At 56.6% G+C, this 26,606-nt stretch carries 28 protein-coding genes; 22 read left to right on the top strand and 6 right to left on the bottom strand.

Annotated elements, in window-relative coordinates; all coding sequences use genetic code 11:
• Positions 1–265 precede the first annotated feature (265 nt).
• Positions 266–1,489: a site-specific integrase gene (locus JAO77_RS00285; RefSeq protein ID WP_198988277.1), complete on the top strand. Its 1,224-nt coding sequence runs from the start codon at positions 266–268 to the stop codon at positions 1,487–1,489.
• 135 nt (positions 1,490–1,624) lie between these two features.
• Positions 1,625–2,548, top strand: a complete 924-nt coding sequence (locus JAO77_RS00280; protein ID WP_198988276.1) for a hypothetical protein — start codon at positions 1,625–1,627, stop codon at positions 2,546–2,548.
• A gap of 305 nt (positions 2,549–2,853) precedes the next feature.
• Here JAO77_RS00280 and JAO77_RS00275 read toward each other — a convergent pair whose 3' ends face one another.
• Positions 2,854–4,005 carry a DUF8808 domain-containing protein gene (locus tag JAO77_RS00275; protein ID WP_198988275.1) on the bottom strand — a complete coding sequence of 384 codons (1,152 nt, stop codon included), beginning with the start codon at positions 4,003–4,005 and terminating at the stop codon, positions 2,854–2,856.
• Between the two features lie 524 nt (positions 4,006–4,529).
• On the opposite strand from JAO77_RS00275, the gene JAO77_RS00270 reads away from it, so the two are divergent.
• The 3 genes from JAO77_RS00270 (at position 4,530) to JAO77_RS00260 (ending at position 6,947) form a co-directional block, all read left to right on the top strand.
• Complete coding sequence (locus JAO77_RS00270) at positions 4,530–4,982, top strand: hypothetical protein (RefSeq protein WP_198988274.1); 453 nt, start codon at positions 4,530–4,532, stop codon at positions 4,980–4,982.
• Between the two features lie 346 nt (positions 4,983–5,328).
• Entirely contained in the window at positions 5,329–5,892 is a 564-nt protein-coding gene (locus JAO77_RS00265; RefSeq protein ID WP_198988273.1) for a hypothetical protein, read from the top strand.
• A gap of 455 nt (positions 5,893–6,347) precedes the next feature.
• Complete coding sequence (locus tag JAO77_RS00260) at positions 6,348–6,947, top strand: hypothetical protein (RefSeq protein ID WP_198988272.1); 600 nt, start codon at positions 6,348–6,350, stop codon at positions 6,945–6,947.
• Positions 6,948–6,970: 23 nt separating this feature from the next.
• Here the strand turns inward: JAO77_RS00260 and JAO77_RS00255 are convergent, their stop codons facing one another.
• Positions 6,971–7,693, bottom strand: coding sequence for a PD-(D/E)XK nuclease family protein (locus JAO77_RS00255; protein ID WP_198988271.1), 723 nt, complete (start codon positions 7,691–7,693; stop codon positions 6,971–6,973).
• Between the two features lie 181 nt (positions 7,694–7,874).
• Positions 7,875–8,216, bottom strand: coding sequence for a hypothetical protein (locus tag JAO77_RS00250; RefSeq protein WP_198988270.1), 342 nt, complete (start codon positions 8,214–8,216; stop codon positions 7,875–7,877).
• 44 nt (positions 8,217–8,260) lie between these two features.
• Between JAO77_RS00250 and JAO77_RS00245 the strand changes: the two genes are divergently transcribed.
• Positions 8,261–8,416 (top strand): helix-turn-helix domain-containing protein, encoded by a 156-nt coding sequence (locus tag JAO77_RS00245; RefSeq protein WP_198988269.1) that lies wholly within the window; start codon positions 8,261–8,263, stop codon positions 8,414–8,416.
• A 19-nt stretch (positions 8,417–8,435) separates the two neighbouring features.
• Here the strand turns inward: JAO77_RS00245 and JAO77_RS00240 are convergent, their stop codons facing one another.
• The 3 genes from JAO77_RS00240 to JAO77_RS00230 all read right to left on the bottom strand — a co-directional run bounded on the left by JAO77_RS00240 (position 8,436) and on the right by JAO77_RS00230 (position 9,999).
• Positions 8,436–8,804, bottom strand: a complete 369-nt coding sequence (locus JAO77_RS00240) for a hypothetical protein (RefSeq protein WP_198988268.1) — start codon at positions 8,802–8,804, stop codon at positions 8,436–8,438.
• 11 nt (positions 8,805–8,815) lie between these two features.
• Positions 8,816–9,178: a hypothetical protein gene (locus JAO77_RS00235; RefSeq protein WP_198988267.1), complete on the bottom strand. Its 363-nt coding sequence runs from the start codon at positions 9,176–9,178 to the stop codon at positions 8,816–8,818.
• A 122-nt stretch (positions 9,179–9,300) separates the two neighbouring features.
• Entirely contained in the window at positions 9,301–9,999 is a 699-nt protein-coding gene (locus tag JAO77_RS00230) for a helix-turn-helix transcriptional regulator (RefSeq protein ID WP_198988266.1), read from the bottom strand.
• A gap of 418 nt (positions 10,000–10,417) precedes the next feature.
• Between JAO77_RS00230 and JAO77_RS00225 the strand changes: the two genes are divergently transcribed.
• The 16 genes from JAO77_RS00225 (at position 10,418) to JAO77_RS00150 (ending at position 26,600) form a co-directional block, all read left to right on the top strand.
• A complete protein-coding gene (locus JAO77_RS00225) occupies positions 10,418–10,735 on the top strand; it encodes a helix-turn-helix domain-containing protein (RefSeq protein ID WP_198988265.1) in 318 nt (105 codons plus the stop codon).
• Between the two features lie 16 nt (positions 10,736–10,751).
• Positions 10,752–11,060: a hypothetical protein gene (locus JAO77_RS00220; RefSeq protein WP_198988264.1), complete on the top strand. Its 309-nt coding sequence runs from the start codon at positions 10,752–10,754 to the stop codon at positions 11,058–11,060.
• A gap of 105 nt (positions 11,061–11,165) precedes the next feature.
• Positions 11,166–11,645: a hypothetical protein gene (locus JAO77_RS00215; protein WP_198988263.1), complete on the top strand. Its 480-nt coding sequence runs from the start codon at positions 11,166–11,168 to the stop codon at positions 11,643–11,645.
• Positions 11,646–11,670: 25 nt separating this feature from the next.
• The gene (locus JAO77_RS00210) at positions 11,671–12,075 is read left to right on the top strand and encodes a hypothetical protein (protein WP_198988262.1); all 405 of its coding nucleotides are present in this window, start codon (positions 11,671–11,673) and stop codon (positions 12,073–12,075) included.
• A 49-nt stretch (positions 12,076–12,124) separates the two neighbouring features.
• Entirely contained in the window at positions 12,125–12,517 is a 393-nt protein-coding gene (locus tag JAO77_RS00205) for a hypothetical protein (RefSeq protein ID WP_198988261.1), read from the top strand.
• Positions 12,511–14,997 (top strand): BT4734/BF3469 family protein, encoded by a 2,487-nt coding sequence (locus JAO77_RS00200; RefSeq protein ID WP_198988260.1) that lies wholly within the window; start codon positions 12,511–12,513, stop codon positions 14,995–14,997. Before JAO77_RS00205 ends, JAO77_RS00200 begins: the two co-directional genes overlap by 7 nt.
• 202 nt (positions 14,998–15,199) lie before the next feature.
• Positions 15,200–15,613: a hypothetical protein gene (locus tag JAO77_RS00195; protein ID WP_198988259.1), complete on the top strand. Its 414-nt coding sequence runs from the start codon at positions 15,200–15,202 to the stop codon at positions 15,611–15,613.
• A 9-nt stretch (positions 15,614–15,622) separates the two neighbouring features.
• Positions 15,623–15,991 carry a hypothetical protein gene (locus tag JAO77_RS00190; RefSeq protein WP_198988258.1) on the top strand — a complete coding sequence of 123 codons (369 nt, stop codon included), beginning with the start codon at positions 15,623–15,625 and terminating at the stop codon, positions 15,989–15,991.
• A 29-nt stretch (positions 15,992–16,020) separates the two neighbouring features.
• On the top strand, positions 16,021–16,428 hold the full coding sequence (locus JAO77_RS00185; RefSeq protein WP_198988257.1) for a hypothetical protein: 408 nt from the start codon (positions 16,021–16,023) through the stop codon (positions 16,426–16,428).
• A 579-nt stretch (positions 16,429–17,007) separates the two neighbouring features.
• Positions 17,008–17,319 (top strand): HNH endonuclease, encoded by a 312-nt coding sequence (locus JAO77_RS00180; RefSeq protein ID WP_198988256.1) that lies wholly within the window; start codon positions 17,008–17,010, stop codon positions 17,317–17,319.
• A gap of 1,132 nt (positions 17,320–18,451) precedes the next feature.
• A complete protein-coding gene (locus tag JAO77_RS00175) occupies positions 18,452–18,853 on the top strand; it encodes a hypothetical protein (RefSeq protein WP_198988255.1) in 402 nt (133 codons plus the stop codon).
• A 5-nt stretch (positions 18,854–18,858) separates the two neighbouring features.
• On the top strand, positions 18,859–19,182 hold the full coding sequence (locus JAO77_RS00170) for a phage tail assembly chaperone (protein WP_370549799.1): 324 nt from the start codon (positions 18,859–18,861) through the stop codon (positions 19,180–19,182).
• 132 nt (positions 19,183–19,314) lie between these two features.
• Positions 19,315–22,167: a phage tail tape measure protein gene (locus JAO77_RS00165; protein ID WP_198988254.1), complete on the top strand. Its 2,853-nt coding sequence runs from the start codon at positions 19,315–19,317 to the stop codon at positions 22,165–22,167.
• Between the two features lie 1,054 nt (positions 22,168–23,221).
• Positions 23,222–24,385, top strand: coding sequence for a matrixin family metalloprotease (locus JAO77_RS00160; RefSeq protein ID WP_198988253.1), 1,164 nt, complete (start codon positions 23,222–23,224; stop codon positions 24,383–24,385).
• Between the two features lie 60 nt (positions 24,386–24,445).
• Entirely contained in the window at positions 24,446–24,937 is a 492-nt protein-coding gene (locus tag JAO77_RS00155) for a hypothetical protein (RefSeq protein WP_198988252.1), read from the top strand.
• Positions 24,938–26,177: 1,240 nt separating this feature from the next.
• Complete coding sequence (locus JAO77_RS00150; RefSeq protein ID WP_198988251.1) at positions 26,178–26,600, top strand: hypothetical protein; 423 nt, start codon at positions 26,178–26,180, stop codon at positions 26,598–26,600.
• The last annotated feature ends 6 nt before the right edge of the window (positions 26,601–26,606 follow it).

Below are 26,606 nucleotides of genomic sequence, written 5' to 3'. Positions count from 1 at the left end.
GTCTTGCCCCTTAAAACGCAAAAACCCCGCTTACATGCCGTAAACGGGGTTTTCAGTGGAGATGCAGGAACTTTACCCTACCGATTCAGCTAGACGCCTTCCACTACTAAAACCCCTCTCAGAACGCTGTAAAGCTACTTTTAATAATTCAGTTGTCGGGATAAGTCTAGCTAGTATTGGTTTCAATCGGGCGTTTTGTCCCCCGCTTGTCCCCTGACCGGGGGACAGCGTGTAGATTTGGGTAGGCCCCTCCTCTCCTACCCACATGGCATCTGTTTCCTTTCTACTAAAAGAGCCCAACGCTACTAAGACTACCCCAATTTTTGCCTTCTTGAGCTTCGACGGCAAGCGTGCGAAAATTTATACGGGCTTGAGTATTCTTCCCAAGCAGTGGCTCAAAGCTGACCAGCGCGCCCAAGTGCGCGGGCTACCGGATAACGGAAAGCTGAACGACGCGCTGGAGCTAGCCGAGGAGCGCCTGCTGGCCTGCTACCGAGAGCATCGGGCGCAGGGCCTATTACCAACTACGGAGGTGCTACGGGCGGCAATCGAACCGGCGCAGGTAGTAGCCCCAGTAGCCGCTCAGCCGGGCCCAACCTTCTGGGGCTATTTCGATGAGTGGATAGCCGTGACACGGTCGCAAGCTAAAATTGCGTCGGCGAAGGTTTATGCTACGGTAGCCCGGCACCTGCGCGACTACGAGCGCACAAATAAATACGCAGTCGACTTCGATACGATTACGCTGGCTTTCGGCGACCGCTATGCGAGCCATCTGCTGCATACCGTCAGGCTCACTGACAATACGGTGGCCAAGCAAATCCTGACCCTGAAGCGCTTCCTGCGCTGGTCCCGGGACCGTGGCTATACCGACGCTACGGGCTTTGACCGCCTGAGCTGGAAACGGCAGGAGCCGGATATCATGACGCTCACGGCCGGCGAAGTCGCAGCGCTGGAGCAGTTAGAGCTACCAGCCAGTAGCTACCTCGATAACGCCCGAGCTCTATTCTTGCTAGCCTGCTACACGGGCCTGCGCTTCTCCGACTTAGTAAGCATTCGTGCGGAGCACTTACGTGGCCAAACGCTACGCTTGAAAACGCAGAAAACGCGTGAGATTGTGACCGTGCCGTTGCGGACGGAGGCGCTGGTCATAGTCGAGCGGCTACTGGCTGGTGAGGTACGACCTATTACCAACCAGAAGCTAAACGATTATTTAAAGGAGCTCGGCCAGCTGGCTAGCATCGATGCGCCGGTAGAAGTAGTGCGCTTTCGAGGTGGAGTGCGCGAGAGCACTACCGTGGCCAAGTGGGAACGGCTGGGTTGCCACACGGGTCGGCGCACCTTCGTCACGCTAAGCCTAGAGCGGGGCCTGCGGCCAGAAACCATTATGAAGGTGACGGGCCACCGCGGCTGGAGGTCCTTTCAGCGCTATGTCAACGTGACTTCTGACACTGTGGAACGTGAGTTTCGGCAGTCGTGGGGACAGGAGTAGTAAGTTCTGTTGTGCCTGATATATTAGTCTGCGACTCGCTGGGTGCATAGCACAGCGTGAGTTACCTCTGCTCACCTTTCCCCTAGGTATCCATTTAAAAGGGTGGTGCTTTAGACCTTATATAACTTCCAATCTGTGAGGTACCAATATTTTGCAATTGATGCGCTACCACTAGCAATACAAGAGACATTTGGCAACTTGCGAGATGAAATAGACGCTTGGATTACGCCCGATAACGTAGCGAAATGGGACGAATTTGAAGTTATTCTAGAATTTGAGAAGAAACTAGATGGGCTAAAGCCTATTACTCAAATCCGGTATTTAACGTGCTTACTAACTAAGGACGGGGGCGAGATGTGTCTTGCTGCTGCTTTACTCTTATCGTCCGATTTCCCAAATTTTTACTTTAGTTGGTTGGCTGTCCGGCTAACGGAAGCATTATGTGCTTACATAGGAGGAAACCTACTACGCTCGAACCAAGAGCGTTTAGAGACAAGATGGGCGCAGGCCAAGCGCAATCAGTTATTGTTCCAAATCAGCAACCGTAAGGCTGATGAACTGCTACACTTCCTCTTTACAACGCTCGTTCCGCAAGCCAGTTTACTTGTAGGGAAGTCTACGACCGTTACTGTTGAGGATTTAGCTGGCCAATTCACTCGTGAGGCCACACAACCAGAGGCAAAACGAGGCGCTACTACCGCATTGCCGCAAACACTTGAGACACTCTGCATCCCACCATTTACCCCTGCGGACTTACGCAATCTACTTGTACATCTAGGCGTGGTAGATGCTGATAGTGGGCGCTGGCATTTAGGCGACCTACGAAGCAAAGCGGCTGCCCCTAAAAGCGCTTTCCCCGCTGCTTACCGTTCCTTGGCAGAAAAACGGCTAATGCTGAATACTAGCGATACTATATACAGCCGGATTTTTCAGAAGGAGTTTGGAGTGGAGTTAAAAGACCGTACAGCCAATTATAAGGAGGGAAAAGCGAGCACTGCCTTTCACGACTACTTAAATGTGGCGCGCTACTGGGTCAAAATATGGATGACGAAGCAATAGCTTTTCGTGCGGGGTATAATTTTTTCATGCGGCCTTCGTGCGGGCTTTATGCGGGGTATTGTATCCGCATGAAAAAGTAATGCCCTTTGCGACAGTTGTAGCCGACTTATTAATTCGGCAACGCTGTAATCAATGCATGTTTCCCTCCTACTTGCTGGCTACGTCCACCACATACTCGCATCCCTCACAATCGAGCAGGCTTCGGCTATTGTGAAAAGCAGCTGTGCTGTGGGTGGCCTGCTACTCCAGTACTTGAGCTACCGGCGCGGCAAAAAAGAGCAGTAAGCTTCACAGCTCACCACTACTTAAAACCGCTGGCCCGCCAGCCGCACGGTGGCTACGTCGTCGATGAAGGCTACGGCGCGCGCCGCCAGCTGCGCTGGGAAGTCGCCGCTGGCCAGCGAGCCGAAGCGCAGCGAAGCATCTTGCTGTAGAGCCTGCCCTAAGGCAGCCGACTGCCCGTAGGTGCTGTAGCTGGCTGCTAGGCTGGGGCGAGCTGCGGCCAAGCTCTTAGCCGAGGGCAGGCGGTCACGCTTAGTGCGTTGGTTAAAGGTGCGGTCAACGGGCAGCAGATTCCACAGCTCGTTGACGGGGTAGAAGCTAAGCGGCAGTAGGTGGTCGAGGTCGTACTCGTCGGGGCGCATGATGACCTTACCCGTCCAGGGGCAGGTGAAGCGGTGCTGCTCCAGCAGCAGCACGTCAATATGGTTGCGCTCCCAGGTTAGCGGCCGGCGATTGTCGGGCCGTGCCGTGAGCAGTGCGTACACCTCGCCGCGCGGGGCGGCACTCAACTGCTCGGTGAACAGGCTCCATTCGTGCACGCACAGCGCCTCGACGTAGAGCGAGAGGCGGTGGCAGGCCCGCCACAGGTACGCCGGCACCAGCAGGCACCGCTCGGCCGGGTCGGTGCCGGGCAAGGGGGTGGCTACAGCGTTGCGCAGGCGAACGGGCGCCGCAAAGACGCTGGCTTCTTTGGTACCCGCGTGCTGTATGGGCATCAGCAGCGCCGTGACAGCTGCCTTGCGCGCCTGCTCGTAGGCGGCCAGCAGTTGGGCCGGATACTGCGCCCGCCGGCGGGCCGTGCGCATCTCCGTTAGTAGGAAGTAGCCATCACCGGGGCGGCCGGGCCCTACAACCAGCGGTTGCCAGGCCGCACGCAGCTGGGCCAGAGCGGGGCGCAACGCCATGTCGTGGCCGGTGGCCTCGCCGCGGCGCGCAGGACGGCCTTGCAGGATAGGACGCTCGGGGTCAGCAAAGCCCCAATAGTAGGCCAGCCACCACTCAGCCAGGCGCGTGAGGGGCACCGCCACGGGCAGCTCGCCTGTAAGCGCTAGGTCGGGGTGGCCCAGCACCACGTCGTTGAGCGCCCGCAGTAGGGCGAACTTGTAGCTCGTCGTTTTGCTATCGTGCTTAAGGATGGTGGCCAGCAACTGCTCACCAGTGGGGACGAGGGGCATACGGCGGGCAAGATACTCAGGGGGCCGCCGAGGCGCAGGCAGGGTGCGCTACCTGCGCTCCTCTTACTAGACCCGAGGCCAGCAGCAGGTAGTCTTACCCGAGCTGACCATCGTGCAGCCCTGGCCCGTTGAGCTCGCCCAGCAGATGCAAGCCGTGCGCGCCGTGGTGGCGCAGACGACTATGCCAATGACGATAGACTAGGTAGCCGCCCGCTTCCGCCGCACCCGGCCCGAACGCGTATGGCCGTTGCTCGACACGTTGACGGCCCTAGCGCTGGTGCGGCCGACGCCAGAGGGGGCGTATACGGGGTAACATACGGGGCTTACTACCTTATGCAGCTAAATATCAGCTTTATCTGGCCCATACAATGCCTAGCCCCATGTAGATTTTACACACTTTGAAAATAAGATAGCCCTGTCCCAACGGGGCTATTTTATTGCTTTATTTCAAGGTTTTATTGCTGCTATAGTGCTTCTGCCTTTGCACGCTTTTTACTGATATTCAGCTTCCTTACTTACTACTTATGACTAAAGCGCTACTCTTTACCTGTTGTTTGGCCGTGCTAAGCCTAATACAATCCTGCTCCCAAGGAGAAGCTTATAGCTCGCACGCTTCTTACACTACCCCCCTTGAGCAGCCCAAGACAGCTGAAGAACTGCGAGCTGAATTGCTGGCCCAGGAGCAGAGCGACCCAGCTACTTACTTGGGCGTGGCAGGTACCTCACGCCGCAACTTCATCAACCAACTCGTCTTAGAAGGAGACATTGCCAACGCCGCTACACTGGCCAATTTTAAAGACCCCGTACTGTCAGTAACGTGGTATTCCAAAACGCAGACCGAGCTAGGCATTAAGGAATATCCAATTTATGAGCTGGTTCGGGCGCAGGGAACGACGCATTTCAAGCTCAAAACTGAGGAACCTAGCTACGTGGCCACTGTGGCACTGGGAATAGCAGCAGCTACAGTTGTGGAATAACGAAACCCTACTCACCCCCCTATCCTATATGAGACACTTAATACTTATTACGCTTTTACTTACCTCTGCCTTTTCGGCCTCTGCTCAATACGGCGGTTTGTTAGTTAGCGGGGCTATGCTGGGGGTTAGCGCCCTCAAGGCCCACCCCCAAAAACCTACTGAGTTCGTAACACAGGCTAATTATCAGGGGCACATCTTTTCCCAAAAGCGTACGCCCGCTGATAAACTACCAAGCAAGGGCAGCTCGCAAATCATTGCCATTGAGCAACAATTGACTAGCTGTTATGTAGCGCTGCAAGCTACTCCTACTAGCCCGGTGCTTGGTGCGGAGCGAGAGGCCGAGCTTATGGCCAGCCTTCATCAGCTTACCGCTGCTCGGCCTAACTGGAGCATAACTGCCTATTCGGAGGAGCTGGGTTTTTACCGGCAGGAAGACAACCGCCGGCAGCGCGTGCGCAACGAGCAGGAACGCAAGCAAGCCTACCAGCGTCAGGAGCGCGAGCGCAGCCGCCGGGATAGCTTGGAGCGGTTGGCCCTACGGCGCACGCAGCTGATTGACAGCACCCGCCAGGCCATACTCGCCCAGGTGCGCGCTCAGGTCGACAGCGTGGCGCAGGTGCAAGCCGCTGCCCATCAGGCTACACAAGCATTGGCGCTTAGCACGACGGCCCATTCTACTGCTACATCCATGCCGCATACCGTTGCGGTTAAGAAGCCAGTCAGCCGCAAAGTAGTCGTCAAAACGAAGCGTAGCGCGGGCCCAATGGTCTACTATTGCGATAGCGGCAACACGGTCAAATACCACGCGACGTCCGGCTGCCGAGGCCTAAGCCGTTGTGGGGCTAGTATCGTGCCGATTAGCCAGAGCGCGGCCCAGCAGTCAATGGAACCCTGCAAGTGGTGTTATTGAGTTCTATCACACTGTGAATAAAAGCCATCCAACCACATACGAATGGCATAGCAGGGCGAGATTATCTTCACGGCCATGAAAACACTCTTATTCTTAGGGGCATGCCTGATGGCATTGGCTTCGCAGCCAGTGATGGCCCAGACGGTCGGACCAGACTTAGTCGTAGTGCGCGTGTATGAAAGTTCGAGGAGTCTTCATTTCTCAATTGCGAGAGGGCAGCAGCAGCCAGAGGAGGTCGAAATTAAGTTGAGTAAAGAGGTCAAAGCGGCCCCGAGCTACCACACTGCGCTTTCTAAATACTATACTCAGGGGTATGTAATACAAGCCGTTATTCCAGGTATGAATAGTAGCACCAACTGGACCGAATCCACTCTGATACTTGGTAAGTCCGCTCCGAAGCCGTAATCGATTCGGGGGCGGCATGCATAGAGATGACCGGCTACTATGTTTGCTCTATGCACGTCTCTATTGATGCTCTCGACTCAGCCCTGCTGCTCATGGATAACTGGGCGCATGACCGGCGCACGGAGCTAAAGCCAGGCCACTGGCTACACGTTCTCAGCCCACGGAATTTGCCCGGTGACCCATTATATCCCAGCTGGACCTGGCAGGTAGTGCAGAGCGAGGACGGGCAGCTGATGCTACGGGCCGACGGACTTGCAGAGCAGTTGGTGCTCACTCAGGACCTCGCCGACGAGCTCATCATCTTCACGCCATCAGAGCGGGTATTTCTGGCTGACTACCTTGAATTACTGAGCTGGTATCGGGCCTGCCGATGGGGACTTATACTGACCGACCGAGACGATGGCTGGGTACAACTCAACTTCACACGATATGGCAGTCGTATTAATACGCGGGCCGTGGGAGCAATACCAGCATCTGATGTAGAACAACCTGAAGTTTCCTGGTTGCACATGCTCGACGCGCTATTCTCCTTAACGCACCCAAGCCGTGCGGATGCGTTGCTCGGAGATGGGGAGCACCTGCCGGCGAGCGAGCGGGACCGCTTTGTGCGAGAGATGCGCCGCAAGGTGGCGAAGTTAGCGGTAGGGTAAGTGCCTATCCGTTTGTGCACCTCCTAAAAAATCACATCCCGCAGCCGGCTACGGTAATCGATGGCTTGATAAATCTGGGCAGGTAAGCGCCCGGGCGGCAGGTGCACGATGGCCCCGCCACCGGTGGGAAGGCCCGCCTCCTCGAGCAGCACGCGGTAGAGGCTAATTTGTAGCGAGTAGGTATTGTGCTCGTGGTCGGCCAGGTCTTGGAACGGCCCCCACATCATGCGCCAGATGGTATCGCGGTCCGAGTTGATAGCCTTATTGGTTTTCCAGTCGAGCACGTAAAGCTGCTGCGTGGGGACGTGCCAGCCTAGGAAGTCGAGCGTGCCGCAGAGGCCAGTGGGCTCGTGGAAAACACGTAGCTCCTGGGCTACCGGCAGAAAGTCTTGAAGGCGGCCCTGATGCAGGGCCAGAAACTTCTGGCAGCGTAGCAGCACTTCTTTGTCGTGCTCACAGCTGGCATTAACATCTTGGTAGTAGGCCTCGATGTACTCGTGTGTCTTAGTACCTACCCAGTTGCTGCGCTCCCACTCGGCCAGCACCTGCTCGACGGTGAGGCCACGCTTGGCGGCCGTGCGGGGCGCCTGGGCCTGGGCATCGAAGGTCTCTTTGTACTGCTTAATCCAAGTGCTCCAGGACGTGAGTTGGCGCTGGTCGAGGTGGTACTCGTGTAAGTCGGCGTTAAAGCGCAGGCGTGGGTCGGCAAATAGCTGGAGGCGTTCGTAAATCCAGGTTGGTATCATGAGGTAGGCGGGCCCGGTGCTGCGCCTGCAGTCGGATTAGACAGCGCTTAGTTTAACGTAGGCAATGACATTTCCCGTGAATGAGCAGTTCGTGCAGTTGCGCTTATCCAAGCTAATCACCCCTATCACAGAATCTTAATCATTCGAGCAACCAGCACCAGAGTAGGCCAAGTAGAGGAATCTACCTCACCCTCTTATAGAAATCCCGCACAGCCTGCTCGCAGACCGAATAGCGATGGCCTAAGTTTTGGCTAGCAATGCGCCCGCTGGCCACCAGCTCACGGGCCATATCAGCCCCGCAGCCTAGACGCATTTTTAGGCGGTCATCATAGCCGCGGCCAGGAGTAGGCTTTTCACCTAGGTGGTAGGTGCGCATCAGCGCCGCCTCATGCTCGGCAGCAGCAGCGCGGGCCGCTTCCTGCTGGGCCGCAATCATGCCCAGTACTTGGGCTTCTGCATACCCAGACAAGGTCACGGCAATCACTTGCCCGGAGGCGATGGTTAAGTTAAGCGTAGAGTCCATCGCCAAACTTGGGCAGGATTAGCTCTATTTAAAGGCTGCTAGCCATGCGTCAAGCCGCTACGCTGCTCGACGTGTGCGTGGCTACTATTCATGAGTGGAAGCGGCGGGGGTTATTAGGCTATCAGAAGATTGGCGGCCGGACCTATCTGCGGCGCTCCGACATCTTGGCCGTCGGTACGCGGCATCAGCGGAGACGATGAAGCTAACCCACCTGTGAGCCTAACCTTTGTCCCACTTTTTATTGTCGCCCAGCCACTCACGGCAGGCCTGTTCACTTACCCAGTATTTCTTGCCGCCCTGGGTGTACCGTAGTCCACCGCGCTTGCCGGCCGAGGTACGCCACACTTCCAATTCAGCCATCAGCGTCGAGCGAGAGCAGCCAAGGCGGACCGTCAGGCGGTCATCGTAGCCGCGGCCCGGCGTGGGCTTTGTGCCTAAGTGATAGGTGCGCGCCTCTACTTCTGCGGCAGCTAGTAAAGCTCCGCGCTTGGCCGCAATCATACCTAGCACTTGTGCTTCAGCAGGGCCCGAAAGCGTGACGGCAAGCACTTGACCCGTGTCGATTGTGAGATTTAGTGTGGTATCCATAAAGTGCCCTACTAAGGCTCAAGATTATCACCCAGCCACTCACGGCAGGCTGATTCGCTCACGAGGTATTTGGCGCCCACTTGCAGGTGGCGCAGGCCGCCACGCTTGCCGCCGTAGGTGCGCCAGAGCGCTAGGGCCTGCATAATGGTGGTGCGGGAAAGCCCCAGGCGCACGGTCAGGCGGTCGTCATAGCCGCGGCCCGTCGTAGGCTTGCTGCCTAGGTGGTAGGTGCAGGTATCTGCTCGGCTGCCACTCACATTGGTTTCCACGGGTGCTAGGCCATAGCCTTGTGCCACCTCGGGGTTAGCCCGCAGGTAGCCCGCCACGGCGGCCACTTGCGCAGGGATTAATTCGAGAGTGAGGGCGGCAGACATAACCTAGGCAGCTTTATCTGAGAGGAGCTGATGAGCTCAACGCTGGGCGTGGTATTGACGAGTTATGGAGTGTCAGAGAGGGTAAACTAAGCATTTACTAAAAATATGACTCTACAGATACTCTACTGGTCTTCAGCGGGCATATAAACGGCCTCGCCTAGCTTCCATAGATAGTCAACGTCATCTAATGCTACCTGGATACGCTCGTCACTAGTATCGCTAACCAATTGAATCACCTTCGTGTCATTAGAGATAATTCGCCGTAGCAGAACCATATTGTTTTTAAGGACAATTAGATGAACGCCAGTCGAATACTGCCAATTTCCTTTTTCTACAATCCTCACTACATAATGAGATTGCTCAGGATAGCGTGGCAGCATTCTGTTGCCTTGAATTTCAATTACAGAAGCGTTCGAATAATCTACTCCATCCCTCTTAAGTACCCATACCCACTCCACATCATGAGGGGTTTCTTCCTCACGATGTCTGAGTTCTATAAACTCCTGGTAGCTGTCTCGAGATGAAAATGGCAGCTCTACATATAGGTTCTCGAAGTCTAATCGACCTATAACTCCACCATTTCCTCTTCGCTTACGTCGCTTTGTGAGAGACTCATCTTGCAGATAGTCCTGTGTGAAATCGTGAAGAAACAAGTTTGATAATTTATCAAGTGTATCAAGCGATGGTCTGTTCACTCCACTTTCAAATTGAGAGACAGCGGATTTAGATAGCCCTAGTGCTTCAGCTAGCTGACTTTGAGTCATCTTCCACTCTCTCCGGAGCTGCTTTATCTTATCACCTAGGAAATATGTTTCTATCATTTTGAAGAACTTCTGAGAGGTGACCTTTCAACTGAAGAGATAGTACAACAAAAAGTTCACTTAACATTTTTGTTGTTCAGTGAACTTTACTTATCTTTGATTCGTAAAGCAAAAGTAAGTAAAGTTCATCATATGTCAGCGGTACGAGATAGCATTAAACAGTTGCTGCCTGCTGGTTCTCAAGCAGCAATAGCCTCAAAGCTAGGCATTTCCAGATCTGCAGTAAGTCAAGCACTAAAGAGTGGCAAAGCTAGCAGTGCTTCCGTGCGAGAAGCTTTACGCATAGTGCAAGACAATGGGACTTTAGAAGCAGCCCAAACACTTGCTACTATAATACCACTTAGGTAGCCTACTCATTTATTATCAATAATTTACTTATCTCTCCAGAGGTAAGACTCCCTCTTATTGCCCTTTCACAATGGCTATCATTATCACCCAAGGCGTCGAATACCAACAGTTGCTCGATGACCTTAGAGCACTTATCCGTCACGAGATGAGTCTCGCTAAGCCGCTGACAGAAGATAGCCAACAGCCAGTCAGTGATGATCTACTGACCATTAAGCAGGCCGCTGAACTACTAGACGTATGTGTAGCTACGGTCCATGAACACAAGCGCCGTGGGCTGCTAGTCTATCAAAAGCTTGGTGGGCGCACCTATATCAAGCGCTCTGATGTGCTGGCGGCTGGCAGCCGTGAGCAACGCAGCCAGAAGCCTGCTCGTGCTAGGAGTGGGTAACATTCCACCTCTGCTTATGGCTACTATCTCCTGCGTCGCCCCTGAAGAACACGCCGCCGCTCTGCAACGCATCGACCGGTTGGAAAAACTGCTTGAAGCTTACGTGACTAGTAATCCGGAGTGGCTGACTACAGCACAGGCTCTAGTAGCAGCAGGTATTAGAAGCCGCGAGACGCTAGTCAAATACTACCGGGCCTCAGGCCCTAATAAGCAAGAGGTCGGCCGCATCACTTATTGCAAGGAAGGTAGAAGATGCTTCTATCTGCGCTCCTCCTGCATCGACTACCGCCTGCGCAAGCTCGGCCAACCTGCTTTGCGCAGGTAATCGCCTCCTAAATACACCCTGATTTACTGGCTTTTAAAACAGCTGCTTTCCTCAGCTTAGCCACTGCTTTGCCCTTTTCTCACCCTTCACTTCCCACAATTTCCTATGCGCCTTACCCACACCCCAGCCCTCCGCCCTGGTGTTGACTCGCTCCGCGAAGACGGCCTGCCCTGGCTCACGCCCGAAGTCTGGTATAACCCGCCCCTGGGCTACAGCGGTCTCAAGCTCATTTGGAATTACGCCGAACTGTGTGACGACAGTATGGCCCCGCGCTTTCCTAAAGGCTGCCAAGTAAACGTGGCGCCGGTAGTCGAGCGCAAGAATCTAGTGGTGGGCCGCGTGTACCTCTTCGATGGGCACCACCCCGACACCGGCCAACCCTTCTGTCAGATAGCTCGCTTGGTCAGCGTGCACGACACGCATTTGCTGGTGCGCGCCGACCAAGTACCGACGCTCACCGTCTGGCCGCTACGGGCCGAAGAGGACAAGGCAGTGTGGGACGTGTACGAGGTCACGCACTACGTGAAATGGCCGCTGGATAACACTGCCGCAAGTGCACCTGGCTCGCTACCTATAGCTGCCTAATCTCATCTGTCTTAACTCATTTTTTATGACTCAGTTACTCACCTCTCCCCTAGCCGTCCAGCAACTGGCCGTGGTGCTGCGCGCCAAGCGCATTCTGCACGAAGCCACTGAGGTGGCGGCCGGCCGCCTGGTCGCCATCCACTACACCGGTCCCGACGGCGAAAGCTATTGCCTCTATCCAGCCCGCGTAGCGGTCTACGCCCGCCAGCTGCTAGGTGCGCCCACGCTGCCCGGCGACGGATTGGCTGTTGCCTTTACAACTCAAGGCCACACGGAGGCCCACTACTACAACATCGAAGCCGTGCTAAACGCGCTGCTGGCCCTGCGTTCCCACCAGCTGGCCGCCCGCCGCCACACCCAGCGCCGTTTGGCCCGCAACACAGCTAAGATTGCCCGGCTGCGGGCAGGAAGGGAGGTGGCTCGTGCTTAGCCACCCGCTACCCTACCGCCCTGGCTTTACTGACTTGCCGCCTACAGCTGTGATTGCCTTCCGCTTCTACCGCCGTAACGACATCGTGCTTTACACACCTGCTTGCGTGTACGAGGGCGACCTAGTAGAGCCCGCGCGCTGGGCACACCTTTCGGCCGGCACCCGCGTGTTTGTGCGACTGTGGGGCGGACTAGAAACGGCACCCATCGTGGGCGGGCTAATTCTGGACAATAAGCTCAGCAAGTACGAGCTGATTCCGGACAGCTACGCGCTCAATGACAGCGGCTGCCTACTAAGCCTCGACCTCAACCCCGATCGCCCCACCGGCCAAGAGCCCGCCGCGGGCGAAGTGGTGCACTGGCACCGCTCGCAGTTTCAGACCCTCTTCGTGTACTGGGAGCGCGCTGTGAAGGCTGGCCCCAAGCGTGATGCGCCATGCTAGTTAGTTTTTATCCTGACTCTACGACTACTGCCGGCCAGGCCCTCGACTTACCCGAGGTGCTGGCCGGCATCAAGGCCGGGCGCTGGCGGGCCGAGGTAGAGGCCGCGCGGGCAGTCAGTGGCAACAAGGCCGCCTACGCGGCCGCCAAGCGCAAGCTCCCGGGTTTCACTACGTCGGGTACGTTCAGCACCCGCAAGGCCGAGCAGCTATTAGTGCACTCGGGCCTATTATGTCTCGATGTCGATAACAAGGACGCCAACGCCGACGTGGACCTGGTGGCGGCCCGCCAGGCCATCGAGGCCGACAGCTACACCTATGCTGTAGCGGCCAGCACTGGCGGCGTGGGCTTCTTCGTGGTGGTGCCGATTCCAGCCGATGACCATAAGGGCAGCTTCCGAGCCCTGGCCGCCTACTACCAGCAGGCCTACGGTGTGGCCGTCGACCGCGCCTGCCAGGACGTGAGCCGGCTGCGCTTCGTCAGCTACGACCCCGCCCTTTACCTGAATGAGCAGGCCGCCACCTTTGAGGAAACCCTACCCGAGCCCGGCCGCGCGGCCAGCATGCCACCCGTGAGCGCCGGCCAGTGGCGCCCCAGCGCCCGCGGCGAGGGTTACGGCCAGCAGGCGCTCGACCGGGCCTGCGACAAGGTGCTGCGCGCCGCCGACGGCGAGAAGCGCACCGTGCTCAACAAAATGGCTTACCTGTGCGGCGGCTATATCGCCGCGGGGTTTCTCGCCGAGGCCCAGGCACGCGAGGCACTACGGGCGGCCATCGGCAGCCGCGAAGTGGAGGACTTAGACCACGCGCACAAAACCATCGACATTGGTCTAAAAGATGGCCAGCAGAAGCCTGTGCTGCCGCCGCTACTTCAACAGCATGTGCACGAGCGGCTCCGCGGCGGCACGGGCGTAGATGCTGTGGCCACGGCCCTGGCCGCTAGCCAGGGCCTACCGGTGGGCACCATTGAGGCGGCCGTGAGGGCGGCCGCCGCCGAGGCCGAGGAAGCCGTGCCAGTGCTGGCCTTTTGGGAGATGGTGCCGGGCTCCAGCAAGCGCGACCCACCGATGAAACTGGTGCTACGCGTCAATATGCTGCGGCAGTTTCTGACCCGCTATGGCTTTCGCAAGTTGCCGGTAGGCCAGAAGGTGCGCGTGGTGCGCCAGGTTGAGCAGGTGGTGCAGGAAGTAACGCGGGCCCAGCTCAAAGACTTTGTGCTGGGCTTTGTAGAAGAATTGCCGTTTGCTTTCGACGGCACCTACCGCGACCGCGTGGAAGAGCAAGTGCAGATGCAGCACCGCATGCTCTTTGATGAGGGTACCAATGAGTTTCTACCGACCCTCGGCGGCGAGTTCCTGCGCGACACAGCTCAGCAGGCCTACCTCTTCTACCGCAATGGGGTAGTAGTGGCCACAAAAGATGGGCCCGAGCTCCAGCCCTACGGCGAGCTGCCGGGCCTGGTGTGGGCCGAACAGCTGCGGGCGCGCGACTTCACGCCGATGAGCCAAGAAGAGATTGAAGAAGGCGAGTTCTTTCGCTTCCTTTGGAATCTAGCTGGTCAGAAGCCCGAGCGACTGGAGGCATTATTGCTATTTCTAGGCTACTACCTGCACGGCTTTAAGGACCCGAGTAACCCGCGCATCGGCGTACTGCTCGATGAAGGGCTAGGAGTTGAGGGGCAGGCCAATGGGGGCACCGGCAAAAGCCTACTGTTTAAGGCGCTCGGGCATTTGGTGAAAGTGGTGGAGGTCGATGGCAAGGGCTACGACCCCAAGAATCCGAAAGCTCTTCAGCAGGTCACCGATGCTACCCGTGTCATTTTCTTCAATGACTGGGAGACGCACCGCGTTCCATTTGACCGTCTGTTCAACTTCGCCACCGACACGCTCACCGTCGAACGCCTTTACACCGGCCAGCAGAGCTACGACTTTGAGATAAGCCCTAAGGTCGGCATCACCACTAACGGCGTGATAACTGGTAAGGACAGCAGCCACGACCGCCGCAAATACGAGTTGGAGGTGGCCGCTCACTACCACGCTGGTAAGCAACCCCGTGACGAGTTCGGCCATAACTTCTTTTCGGGCTGGCCTGCAGGCGGGCAAGAGTGGGCGCGCTTCGACGCCCTGATGGTGCACGCTTGCTGCTTATACCTAGAAACTGGTGGGCGGCTGACTGCCCCGGTCTCAGAACACTTGGAGCAGCGGCGGCTAGTGGCGGCCACCTCGGCCGGCTTCGTCGCCTTCATGGATGCCCAACCCCGCGGGCAGAAGCTCTACCGCAATACCCTCATCAGTGAGTTTCGAGCAGCTGAGGGCTACACGGAGGCAGCGATGACACCTCACAAGTTTGGGGGCTGGCTTAACCAATACAAGCAGCTTAGCACCGACTTTCAGCAGGGACAGGAAACTGCTGGTGCTAATGTGGGACAGCGGTGGATTCTGCTTGCTCGAGTGGTGGCTAATGAAGCTACGAACTACAGTTAAACACTTTAAACACTTCATTTCTATTGTAGCCCCTATTCCCTGTTTTTATACTTTTCTTATACACGTTATATAAGAAAAGTAATAAAGTCAAATAATAAGGGCTCGTAGGGAGGTGAAGTGTTTAAAGTGTTTAAAATATGTCAATCAACTGTCAATCAAAGGTTGGAAGACAAATAGCCAAAAATCAATCTGTTTACTCCCCATGCTTTCTGCAAAAGACCTCCTGACCTCCCACTATCAAGCCGAACACCAACAGCGCGCCGAGCAGCAGCGCCTCGCCCTGGAAAAGCGCCGTGATACCCGCAAGCAGGCTGACCTTGACGCTGGCCGCCTGGTGCGCATTCGCATCGACCAAGACGGCGAAGAACCTAACACGGGGCTCTTCCCGGCTCGGGTAGCCGCCTTTGTCTGCCGCGTACTGGGCGACGCCCAGCCGACAGCCCGCAACGGCGTGCGCTTTACTCTCACCACCCAGGGCCGGATGAACGCTGCTTATTACCACGAGCGGCGAGCCTACCAGGCAATCCTGGCTCTGCTGGCCCACGCCCGGGCGGTCACAAAGGCTGAACGGCGCCGGCGTCGGGCTTTGCCCGCCACACAGCCTTCTACCTGCTAGCGCTGCGCCTTGCTGCCCGCCTATATCCTGGCCGACAATGAGCCGCCCCCGGCCGCGCCGCTTACCCTGACGGTCACTGCTGGCGGCCGGGTGTACCTCAGCAAGGCCCTGCTACGCCAGCTGGGTGTGCGCGCCGGCCAGCTGGCCGACCTGCTGCCACCTACGGCCGCCGGCACGAGCTGGCAGCTCGACCTACGGCCCACGGCGGCCCGCCGCATCAACTGGCACGCCAACACCTGCCCGCGGCTGGAAACCAGCCGGCCGCCAGCCGGCCTTGTGCCACCTGGTACCCGGCTCACCCTGGCGCTGGTGCCCACGGAGGCGACCGGCCCTGGCTTATACCAGCTCACACCTCTACCAGCGCCCACCGCTGCCTAGCCCCATCCTCCTTTTCTGCACCCGTTTCTATGACGCTTCCTCCGTCCACTCCCCCGCCGCCCTTGCCCACGCTCACCGTCACGGATGAGCGGCGCGCGTTTCTGCACGCGGCCCTCGTGACGCAGTTGCACCTGTCCAGTGGCCAGCCTGCTGACCTAGTGCCGCCGTCTAAGCGCAGCGACTACTGGCACCTCGACCTACGGCCCCAAGCCAAGCGAGTGATTAGTGTCAGCAACGGCCGCACCTACCGCCTGACCGGCCTCGAACTGCCGGCTGGCCTGCTCAACCCCGACGAGCCAGCGCTTACACTATACCTATTGCCCGGCGACCCGGCCCGGCCCGGTTATTATCCACTGCTACCCGCAGCCGCCTTCAACACCGCTTACACAGCATTCTTGACTCAGGTAGCGCAGGACGCGCGCCAGGCAGTCGCCTAATACGTTTTGCCCAATGGCTACTCGCGCTACTCTTTTTCGCCCGTTCACCCATCCTGGCTATTTGCCTGAGCTGCTGGGGCGCCTCAAAGTGCTACAGCCTCAGGTCGAAGGCCTGCACAAGCTATTGTTGGGCCGGCAAGTGCCCCCTCGATTAGCAGCCCACGCGCCCCTGATGGCTTTTCTGCTAGAGGTATTGCCTCAGTTGCCTGACCTCGGCGACTACGACCTCTACCCTCCGCCCTCGCCCCCGCTACCAAAGCTAATAGTCCACGCTACGGGTAGAGTTTACCTAGGCAAGCGCCTCATTATCGAACTCAATCTACGGGGCGGCCAGCCCATCACCTTGCACCCGCCGGGCTACAATAGCCAGTACTGGCACCTCGACTTGCGACCAACAGCACCGCATGTCATCGACTGGTACCCGGGCAAGCGAGCCAGGATTAAGCGAGTCAACTTACCGCAACTGCCTATCCCGTCAGAGGGGCTAACGCTACGGCTTATGCCTGGGAAGCCAGCCTACCCATTTTTCTACCCTATGGTGCCCTTCTCCCACTGACAACTACTTTCCTGTATCATTCAATGCCCAGTCTACCGAAACCAGTTAGAAGGCCCTGGCAGCCAGCGCCTCAGAAACGAGAATATGTACAGCACGCCGCCCGTTCGCCCGAGTATAGCACGGCTCGATGGCAGAAGGCCCGCCTTGCTCAGTTAGCCCGCAAGCCCTGCTGTGAGGAATGCGAGCGCCAAGGGCGTGCCACGGCCGCCACGGTAGCCGACCACATCAAGCCGGTGCGCCTCGGCGGCGACTTCTGGGCGCCGACCAATCACCAGTCGCTGTGCCGGCCCTGTCACCAAAGCAAGAGTGCTTCCGAGCGCGGCCAGCAGGCCTAGGGGGGGTAGGGGGTGCAAATCCTTGGGCCTCCCCTCTCCTAGACCGAAGCCCTGAGTAAATTTTTCACGCTGTCAGATTAGACTCTTTTTTTATGTATTGTATTTTACCGTGATACATACAATTAAAATTATTTTATGACCTCATTATTTTGCATTATGATAGTTCAGCCCCCCGAAAAAACATGTCAAAGATGTGGTATTTTGCAGCCGCTGACGCGCTTTACCTTTCGCAAGGCTGAGCAGACCTACCGCGGCACCTGCAAGGACTGCCGGGCCGCTGAGAGTCGCGCTCGCCGCCGTGACCCCGAGCTGGGCCAGATTATTCGGGAACGCGAAGAGGTGCGCAATCGCACCCGACGGGAAGACATCAAGCGTTGGCATCGAGAGCACCCCGAGAACCTGCGGCCGGGTAGGCAGCGCCGCCAGGCCCGGCGTCAAGCACAGCGCGCCGCCCTAAAACCGTCACCGGACCCCTATACCTACCAACCCTTACTGGGGCCTTTTCAGGCGGTGCTACCACCTAAAAAGAGGGGCAGACCGCCCAAGAGCGATAGAGGTTCAGCATCCCCAGTACCCTCGTCCTCTAGGCCGTAGTCGCCCCGCATGCCCCGCAGGAGTTTTTCGAATTAATTGCCGTTTCGACCCGCGAGCTAATATAATTTTTAAACTATATAAAAAACGCCTCTACATACTCAAAAACGCATTTTTGGGGTCGACCTACCCCCCTACCCTGAAAGAACTTTTGGGGTTCAATTTTGCACGCACGTGTTTGTGGGGGAGGGCTTCGGTCTAGAAGCGAATAGCCTGAAGGATTTTGACCCCCTACCCCCTCTAGCCTAGGGTGGGAGTGTTTGGCTTTTTGCTGAGCGGCCCAGTCGGTGGCTGTCCTATCCCCTTTTCCTCCATTTTGCACGCATGAAGTTTTGAGGTAGGGCTTCGGTCTAGCTATATAGTGCAGGCCCTGGCTTCCCCCTGTTTGCACCATGCCACCTTGCTAGCCGGCAGCCCCCAATCGGAGCTTTGGGGCACTTGGGCAAGTGACCCTAGTTTCATCCATTTTCGAAAAGCCTGACGGCCTTGCTGACAGGCTTTTTCGGAAGTGTCGCCTACCTCTCCCCTCTTTTCTGTCAACATGGACGTTGCTACCACCCCCACGCACGCGCTCGCTCCTGGCGAGGCCGCCGTTACCATCCAGGGCGTTGCCTACCCCCTGCGCTTCAACCTCAATGTGCTGCGCGACTTCTCGCAGCTCACCGGCCGCGGCCCGAGCGAGCTCGGCCGCATGCTTAGCGACAACTACGCCGAGGCTCTAACTGCCATCATCACCTGCGCAGTGCGCCGGTTTGTGCCCAAAGAAGTATTCCCCAACGGCTTCTCGCTCGACGATGCGGGCGACCTGATTCAGCAGTTGCCAGAAGATGAGGCGCAGGCTCTGGCTGAGGCTATTACAGAGGCCATCGTGTCGCCAAACCCTCTGATGGCTGCGCTGACGGCGACAGTAGCGGCCAAGAACAGAGCCCGGAGCGCCGAGTAAGCGCCATCCAGGAGTGGGATGAGCACCTCGCCTTCGGCCTAGGTGAGCTCGCACTAATGCCGTGGAAGTTTTGGAATCTAACCCTCACCGAGTTTGATTGCAAATGCCGCGGTTACCGCCGCAAACAAGCCGAGGCCTGGCGCCGCACACGCTTGGTGGTGACGCTACTCGTCAATATCCACCGCGACCCCAAGACGCCTGCCGTTACCCCCGAGGCCCTGCTACCCCTGCTGGGTGATGTGCTTGAGCCCAGCGCAAGGCCTAGCTCGGCTGAGGAAATCGCAGCCCTTTGGGCCGACCTCGACGCACGCGACGCCTCTATTCTATAAACCTACCGGGCCAGGTCTCCGCGCATGTGCTGGAGGCCTGGCCTTTGTCTTATCCTTTTCTCTGCAATGACCGATATTCTTGCCTCTGTTTCCGTCGTTCTAGGCGGCGAAATTTCTGGCTATAAAGCCGCAATGGCTGAAGCTCGCAAGGAGCTGAAAGGCTTTGTGCAGGCTGGCGAAGCGGTGAAAAGCGTTGGGGAAGGCCTAACCAAATACCTGAGCGCCCCGCTGGCACTGGCCGGCGCGGGGGCTTTGAAAGTGGGGGGCGATTTTCAGGCCGCCTTCAACCGGGTGGAGGCCGCCACCCAGGCCACCGGTGCCGGGCTGGAATCCCTGCGGGCCAAGGCCCAGGGCATTGCGCTCGACCCCAAGTTGCAATTCAGTTCGGTGCAGGCGGCCGAGGCGCTGGAGAGCTTGGCTAAAAACGGCCTCAGTACTACTCAGATTCTGGGCGGCGCGGCCGACGCCTCCACCGCCCTGGCCACGGCCACCGGCGCCCAGCTCGCCACGGCGGCCGACATCACGACGGACGTGATGAACAACTTTGGCAAGTCGGCGCAGCAGGCCGCCGGGCTGGTAAGCAACATCACCGGCACTACCATTGCCAGTAAGTTCGCCATCGACGACTACCGCCAAGCCCTCGGTCAGGCGGGCGCTGTGGCCGGGCAGTTGGGCGTCAACTTCGAGGACTTCAACACGGCGCTAGGCGTCACCTCGTCGGGCTTTTCATCGGGCTCGGATGCGGGCACCAGCTTCAAAACATTTCTGCAGCGCCTCGTGCCGCAGAGCAAGGAGGCCGAGGGTGCCATCAAGCAGCTTGGGCTCAACTTCTTTGACGCGCAGGGTAAGATGCGCCCGCTGCGTGAGATTGCCGGCCAGCTCCAGCAGGCGTTCAAGGGCCTATCTGACCAGCAGAAAAATACGCTCGGTACCAAGATTTTCGGTGCTGATTCTATCCGCACGGCCCTGCTGCTGGCCAAGGATGGGGTGGCAGGATTCGATGAGATGGCGGCCAGCATTGCTAAGGTCAATGCCGCCTCGCAGGGCGCGATTCTCAATCAGGGTTTCGTGGGCTCTTTCGAGGCCTTCAAAAGTTCGGTAGAGGGGCTGGGCCAAGCCATTGCCGATAATGGCGTGCTCGACTTCGCCACCGACTTAGCACAGGCTGGCTCCGAGCTAGCAAGCGAGCTAGCCCAGGCCGACCCGACCATACTGCAATTTGGAGTGGCGTTGGCTGGCATTGCGGCTGGCACTGGCCCGGTGCTCGTCGCCGTGGGCACCCTAGGCGCGGCCCTGCCGGCGCTCGAAGCTGGCTTCCTCGTGCTGAGTGGACCGGTGGGCATTGTAGTAGCCGCTTTTGCCGCCCTAGGCGTCGCTACGGCCGCCGTGGTGGCCCACACCACGGAAGCCAGCGAGAGCGTAGAGGAAGTAAGCCAGCGCTTCACCGCCCAACAAACGGCGGTGAAGCAGCTGCAAAGCACTTACACCCCGCTACTGGCTCGCTACGACGAGCTCAAGGCCAAGAGCACCCTCACCGCAGCCGAGCAGGAAGAGCTACGCAGCATCATCCAGAAAGTCGGGACGGAGATTCCGACCACCGTCACGCAGTTCGACGCCTACGGTAAGGCGCTCGACATCAACACCGAAAAAGCCCGCGCCTACATTCAGCGCCAGCAGGAGATTGCGGCCCAGGCCAACCGGGTAGACCTGACCAAGCAACGCGAAGAATACCGCAAGCTGGAGGGGCAGATTGCTAACACCCTGGCCGCCCTCAATAAGGTGGATGAGCAGGGCAACCACGTCAAGTTCATTGCCAGCGGCGATGATGAGGGCGGCCAGTACTACTCGCTCACGGCCAAAGAAGTCACCGACTTGCAGGCCAAGCTTGAAAGCCTCTACGCCAGCCGCCGCGGTGTGGGCGGACTCATCGACCAGCTCAAAGGCATCCCCCCGGTGGTGCAGCAATCGAGCACGGAGGTAGACAAGCTGGGCGAGAAGTTTACCGGCCTTTCGAGTGTGAAAGGGGTAGATGAGGCGGGCCAGAAGATGCGCGACGCCCTGGCCAAGCTTCGGGAGGAGTTGAAGCTGAACGACAACTTAAGCCGGGCCCTGGGCACCGACTATGATTACCTAGGCGAACGCAGTAAAATTCTGGAATCGGGGGTGAAGTCGCTAGTGGCAGTCGGCTTCTCGCCGTTAGGGAGCACCGTGCAGGGCGTTCGCAATGAGCTGCGCGGCTTGGCGCAGGAAGTAGACACGCTGGCCCTGCGAGTGCTGGAAGGCACGGAAAAGATGAATCAAATCCCGGAGTTTAAACTAAAACTACCGGAGCTCGAGCCACTGCCCCAGACGTTGCAGCCCGACTTGAACGGCATCTTCAGCCCTGATGCGGAAACAATTGGCGAGCAGTATGACAAGGCCTTAGCTGCCCAGCAGGCGGGTCAGGACCAGATTACGCAGCAGCAGCTGGATTTTAACACCAACATGGCGGAGCTGATTAACCAGTTCCCCGTTGATGCGCTCGAATCGATTGGCAATAGCATCGGCACGGCGCTGGCCACTGGGGCGGATGTGCTGCAAAGCGTGGTCGACGGGCTGCTGGGCGTGTTTGGTGAGTTCCTCAAGAAGTTCGGGAAGCAAGTTATTCTGAAAGGTCTGGCAGACATTGCCATTGGCAACATTGGCCAGGGCCTGGCGGAGGTAGCCGCAGGTACGGCCCTCACTATTGGCGGCGCGTTTGCGTCGGCCTCGGTTTCTTCTTCTCGGCCTACCAGCTCAACACAGGCTAGCAGTGGAGGAAGACTCAATACGTCCGCGGCCTCTTCCACGCGACCCTACAATCCGACGCTAGCCCCTGCAGCAGCCACCCCGACTGGCCAGAGCGTCTTTACTCACGAGGTCGAAATCACGGCCAGCGGGCCTAACCTGGCTGGGGTGCTGACGCTAAACACTGACCGACTCGGGCGTGTGGTGGGAAGGCGCTGAGTAGGCCTCGCCAACACAGCTAATTGCCTAATTTTTAACACAAGAGCCCCGACATATTAGCCGGGGCTTTTGTGTGTGGGCTTCACGGCTATCAACCTGCTTGATGAATTTATACGTGATGCTAAGTAGTGCTTTGCTCGACACCCAATGCAACCCTTTACCTGGCACACCGGTCATGCCGCCAAACGTTCACTCCTCAAGTGCCATGTATTCCTTCCTACGCCTCTGCCTACTTAGCAGCGTCCTAGGGCTCACAGCTGCCCGTTGCCAAGACGACCCTAAAGGGCCTGTCTCTCACTGCCCCGACGCTGGGGCGGCCATCAAGTCTGTTACGGGGGTGCTCGGCACCGTGGGAGCTGAGCGCGCCACCCGTAACTATGCCATCTTTGCCCCCCGAGCCGGTACGATTGGTGGTGTTGATGTAGGATTGCTCTGTGACTCTCTCCCCTATGACCTAACGCCCCTTGGTAAACGCGTGCGCTTTAGCGGCACTTATCATGCCCGCCCTGAGCGGTCAACAGGGGATACTATTATCTATTACCTGACGCTTTCACAGGTCGCTGCTTACTAATCTACCCGAATAATTAACAGATTTTAAAAGAGCTTTCTCTGTAATTACAGCGCTTTACCAACAGGAGCCCTGGCCCACCAGCCAGGGCTTTTTATTGCCTAAGCCGGACGGCTAGTGCGTTCGCTCCAATGCGTGATATCTAGCCAGCAGAAGACGGTGTGAAAAAGAACCCCCAGCCGCAGGGCCAGAGAGTTCGGGGCGATGTCGTAAAATGCTTAAATTAAAGGAAGCTGATAAATTGCTGGATTTGCATTATGTATAGCTATTGTCTTGTTATAAATGTGAGTATATGATGAAGTTTGAAGCAGGCACTTAAGGTGATATCAAGAGAGTAGTCCGAATACATCAAAAACACTGTCTAAAAACTAAGCAGTTTGTCCTTTTGGATCTGCTTAGATCTAGAGTCATTTGCGCAGGCTTTCTCTGTTCAGGCAGTATTCATTTCTCATCTCCTGTATTAGCTACACTCACCTAGTTCAAGCCATGTTGAAACAACTTTTATTCCTTACTGTGTCAGCAGGCTGCTTGGCGCTTACCTCGTGTTCTAAAAAGGAACTAGCTGATTCGGATACTCCTCAACCGGGTGTTCGCAATAACACAGATCCACACTTATGCACAGCTCTTTATGCCAAAGTAGAAGGTGACTCATCTAAAAGAACAACTGCATTTGGGGAGCGATCAACTTTTTGGATGGCGAGCGAGAATATTCGGGTTAAATTCATGAATGGAGACCCTACCCTACAAAACCGTGTGAAGGCGGTGGCCAATGAATGGATGCAGCATGCTAACGTACATTTTAGCTACGTTACTGCCTCGGAGGACTCCGACATTCGCATTGCATTCAAATGGAATAATGATGGGGGCTCGTGGTCATACGTAGGAAAGGGATGCCGTCAAATAGCACAGGCTAGTCCTACTATGAACTTTGGGTGGTTTGATGCTTCTACCTCAGACGAGGAAATTAGACGTGTGACCTTACACGAATTTGGTCACGCGGTAGGTCTTGGGCACGAACATCAAAACCCTACGGGCGGTATTCAATGGAACAGACCAGTAGTATATGATTTTTATGCCCGTACTCAAGGCTGGTCTCCCCAACAAGTAGATCTCCAAGTATTAAACCTGGCTAGTTCAAATACCACAAACTTTACTAGTTTCGATCCAGCATCGATTATGCTGTATTCTTTTCCGGCAAGCTTGACTACAAATGGCTTTAGCACTCCTAGTAATACCGTTTTATCTAGTACTGACAAAACATTTATAGGGCAAACCTATCCCTTTTCGAGTACCAGGGATTGTTTGTATGAAGGGCAGCTACTGAACGTCGATGAGTCATTAGTTTCTTCTAATGGCCGCTATAGGCTACTACTACAAGCCGATGGTAATTTAGTCATCTATAACGGAAGCAACAGGGGTATTTGGAATTCCGGGACGTGGGGCAAAAATATTAGAAAGGCAATAATGCAAGCCGATGGCAACTTTGTCTTGTATGACAATAATTCAGTATCTCGCTTTAGCACTAACACATGGAATCCGGTAGGCAGCTACATGATGATGCAGCCTGATGGTAACTTAGTTATCTACCAACGGGGCCAGGCCCGTTGGTCTTCCAATACATGGAACCAGCGTACGACTGCTAAAAAATAATTTTCCGAGTTTCTGATGATCAGCCTAGCTAGCAAATACTTCTGCTGGCTAGGCTTTTTCATGTCCCATTATTTTATACACAGCCGCTGTGTAACAAGGTTTATAGTTTCGCAGCCCTATGAAAAGACTCTTACTTGCCGCCATGCTAGTGTGCTAATGGAAAATGCTCCGCACCGTAGACGCGACGTACTCGCTTCAAACCTGCTGTTTGCTACGCTAGTGCTTTCATTTGGTGCCTTGCTCATACCGTCTTACCTGCCCCACCCTCCGCCTCGCATTTATACGCTAGGGTCCGTTACCATGCTGACGACGGTGTATCTCCTGCGTGGCCTGCTGTATTACGCAATCAGACTAGGTAAGCAGTGGGCTAAGTATGTATTATTGGCCGGCTTTCTTTTTGATGTGGTGGCAGCAATCATCATCTTCACCAATCCGTTAATGCAACTTCTAGCTACTCGTCCCGAGGAATTAGTACCCGTGCTTATCGAGAAAGCACTGATTATGCTAGCACTTGTTTTACTCTTCAAAAAGCCGACTTTACAAGTTGCTTAAGCCCTAGGCCCCGCCCGTAACGGTGGGGCCTTTTGGCGTAGCTTGGCAGCGTGAAAACCTTGCTACTGCTGGATGGCCTTGATGAACAAAGTTGCATGAAGCCTTCTCTCACCGTTACCTGGCAGAGCTACGATAGTATTACCCCTGATACACCGGGCTTCAATTTAGAAGACTTTGGGGACACTGACAATATTGACGTAAACTGGTCTGCCTACTTAGCGCAGTATCCTGCAGAATGGCACGCGCACCTAGAGGCTATCCGACAGTCTATCGTTGACAACGAAGTGTGGGCCGGTGGGGACTGGCACCAGTACAGCCCTAACGGCGTACCGGTTTTGAGTGACGGACATTTCATGACCTGCAGTTGGCGGAGTTGGGGCGGCATGCTGGCTACCATTTGGAATAGCGAGTTGGGCCAGCGGTTTACCTACATGGATTTTTACATGGAAGGGCGTCTGCCCCCTAGGCCTGAGAGGTGATGAGATGAAATGGTCGTTATGCAACAAAAGCTTTACAGCTTGGCGGTATAGCGAAATTCTTAATCTATTTGCTGGCCATCATGTAACGCTTGGATAGATAGGCAGGTACCGAGTTCGCACCTTCCTTTTCTTGTCCCATGAAACTCGTAGCTTTCCCCTTGCTCACGGTACTCACATGTGCCGAGTGCACCGCCGCGCAAGCATTCTCCCCATCTGCTTCTCTCGATGCCGCTACCACTAGCTCGTTACCGGATAGCGTACGGCAAGCCGTCCATCAGCTGTTCAAACGAGGCCGTCTTTACAGTACTATAGGAGGGCTCAGCGGGCTGCTGGTAGCCAGCAGTGGCGTTACCTATGTCGTTCGCGACGGAGTAGGTTGGTCGTCTGGTATTGATGTCGTGCTCGGTGGGAGCGCAGCGGCAGCCAGCGTAATGGGAAAGGCTCGCTATAGCCGCCGTCAAGAACGTAAGGCGCTCTCGGCCTTGGAAGCAGGGTACCCATTGCCTGCTTATGTGGCGGAGCTAGTGCCCCTATTGCCCAAAAGGAACCGGCAGATGATACTCAGTAGCTTATATAAATAGGTATATCCTGTGCCACATGCTTACCAAGTGTGGTCAAGTAGAAGCCCCTAACCAGCTGAGGCCGGGAGCTTTTCTATGAGCTAAACTTTTAGTGTACTTTGCCCAAAAGCAGGGCGCATTATAGCTCTCGCAACCCAACATATTTAGTCACAACTCACTCCTACTACTTATTTTAGTAGTATGGCAACCCATAAACTCCGCTACTCGCGCACCGATGCCGAGCAAACGCAAGCCTGGGACGCAGGCGAAGAAGAGTATCCCGACCTACCGGCCGAGCCGGCGCTGGGCTTTACCGATGAAGTACCTGACGTGTGTCAGCACTGCGGCGAGCCGTTAGGCTGGCATGAGCAGGCGTGTGAAGGGCCAGCTACTAAGCCCGCCGACGAGCCCACGGCACCTGCCCTGCAAGCTTCGGACGGCTTTACCTTTGCCCTGGGTAGTCTGGCCTTACCTATCACGCAAGAACAATCCCGCCCCGTGGTGTGGCGCGGGCACCTCAAGGAGCGGCACCCGGCTACGGGCCTAGTGCAGCGGGTGCCAGTGTATCGGCTTGATGATGGGTACTGGGACTGCTACCGGGAGGAGGAATTGCGGGTGGCGTAAAGTAAA

The organism is Hymenobacter sp. BT559, assembly GCF_016427535.1.
Taxonomy (GTDB): domain Bacteria; phylum Bacteroidota; class Bacteroidia; order Cytophagales; family Hymenobacteraceae; genus Hymenobacter.
The sequence above is the reverse complement of the archived record's forward strand: the minus strand, read 5'-3'. Positions and strand labels throughout refer to the sequence as shown.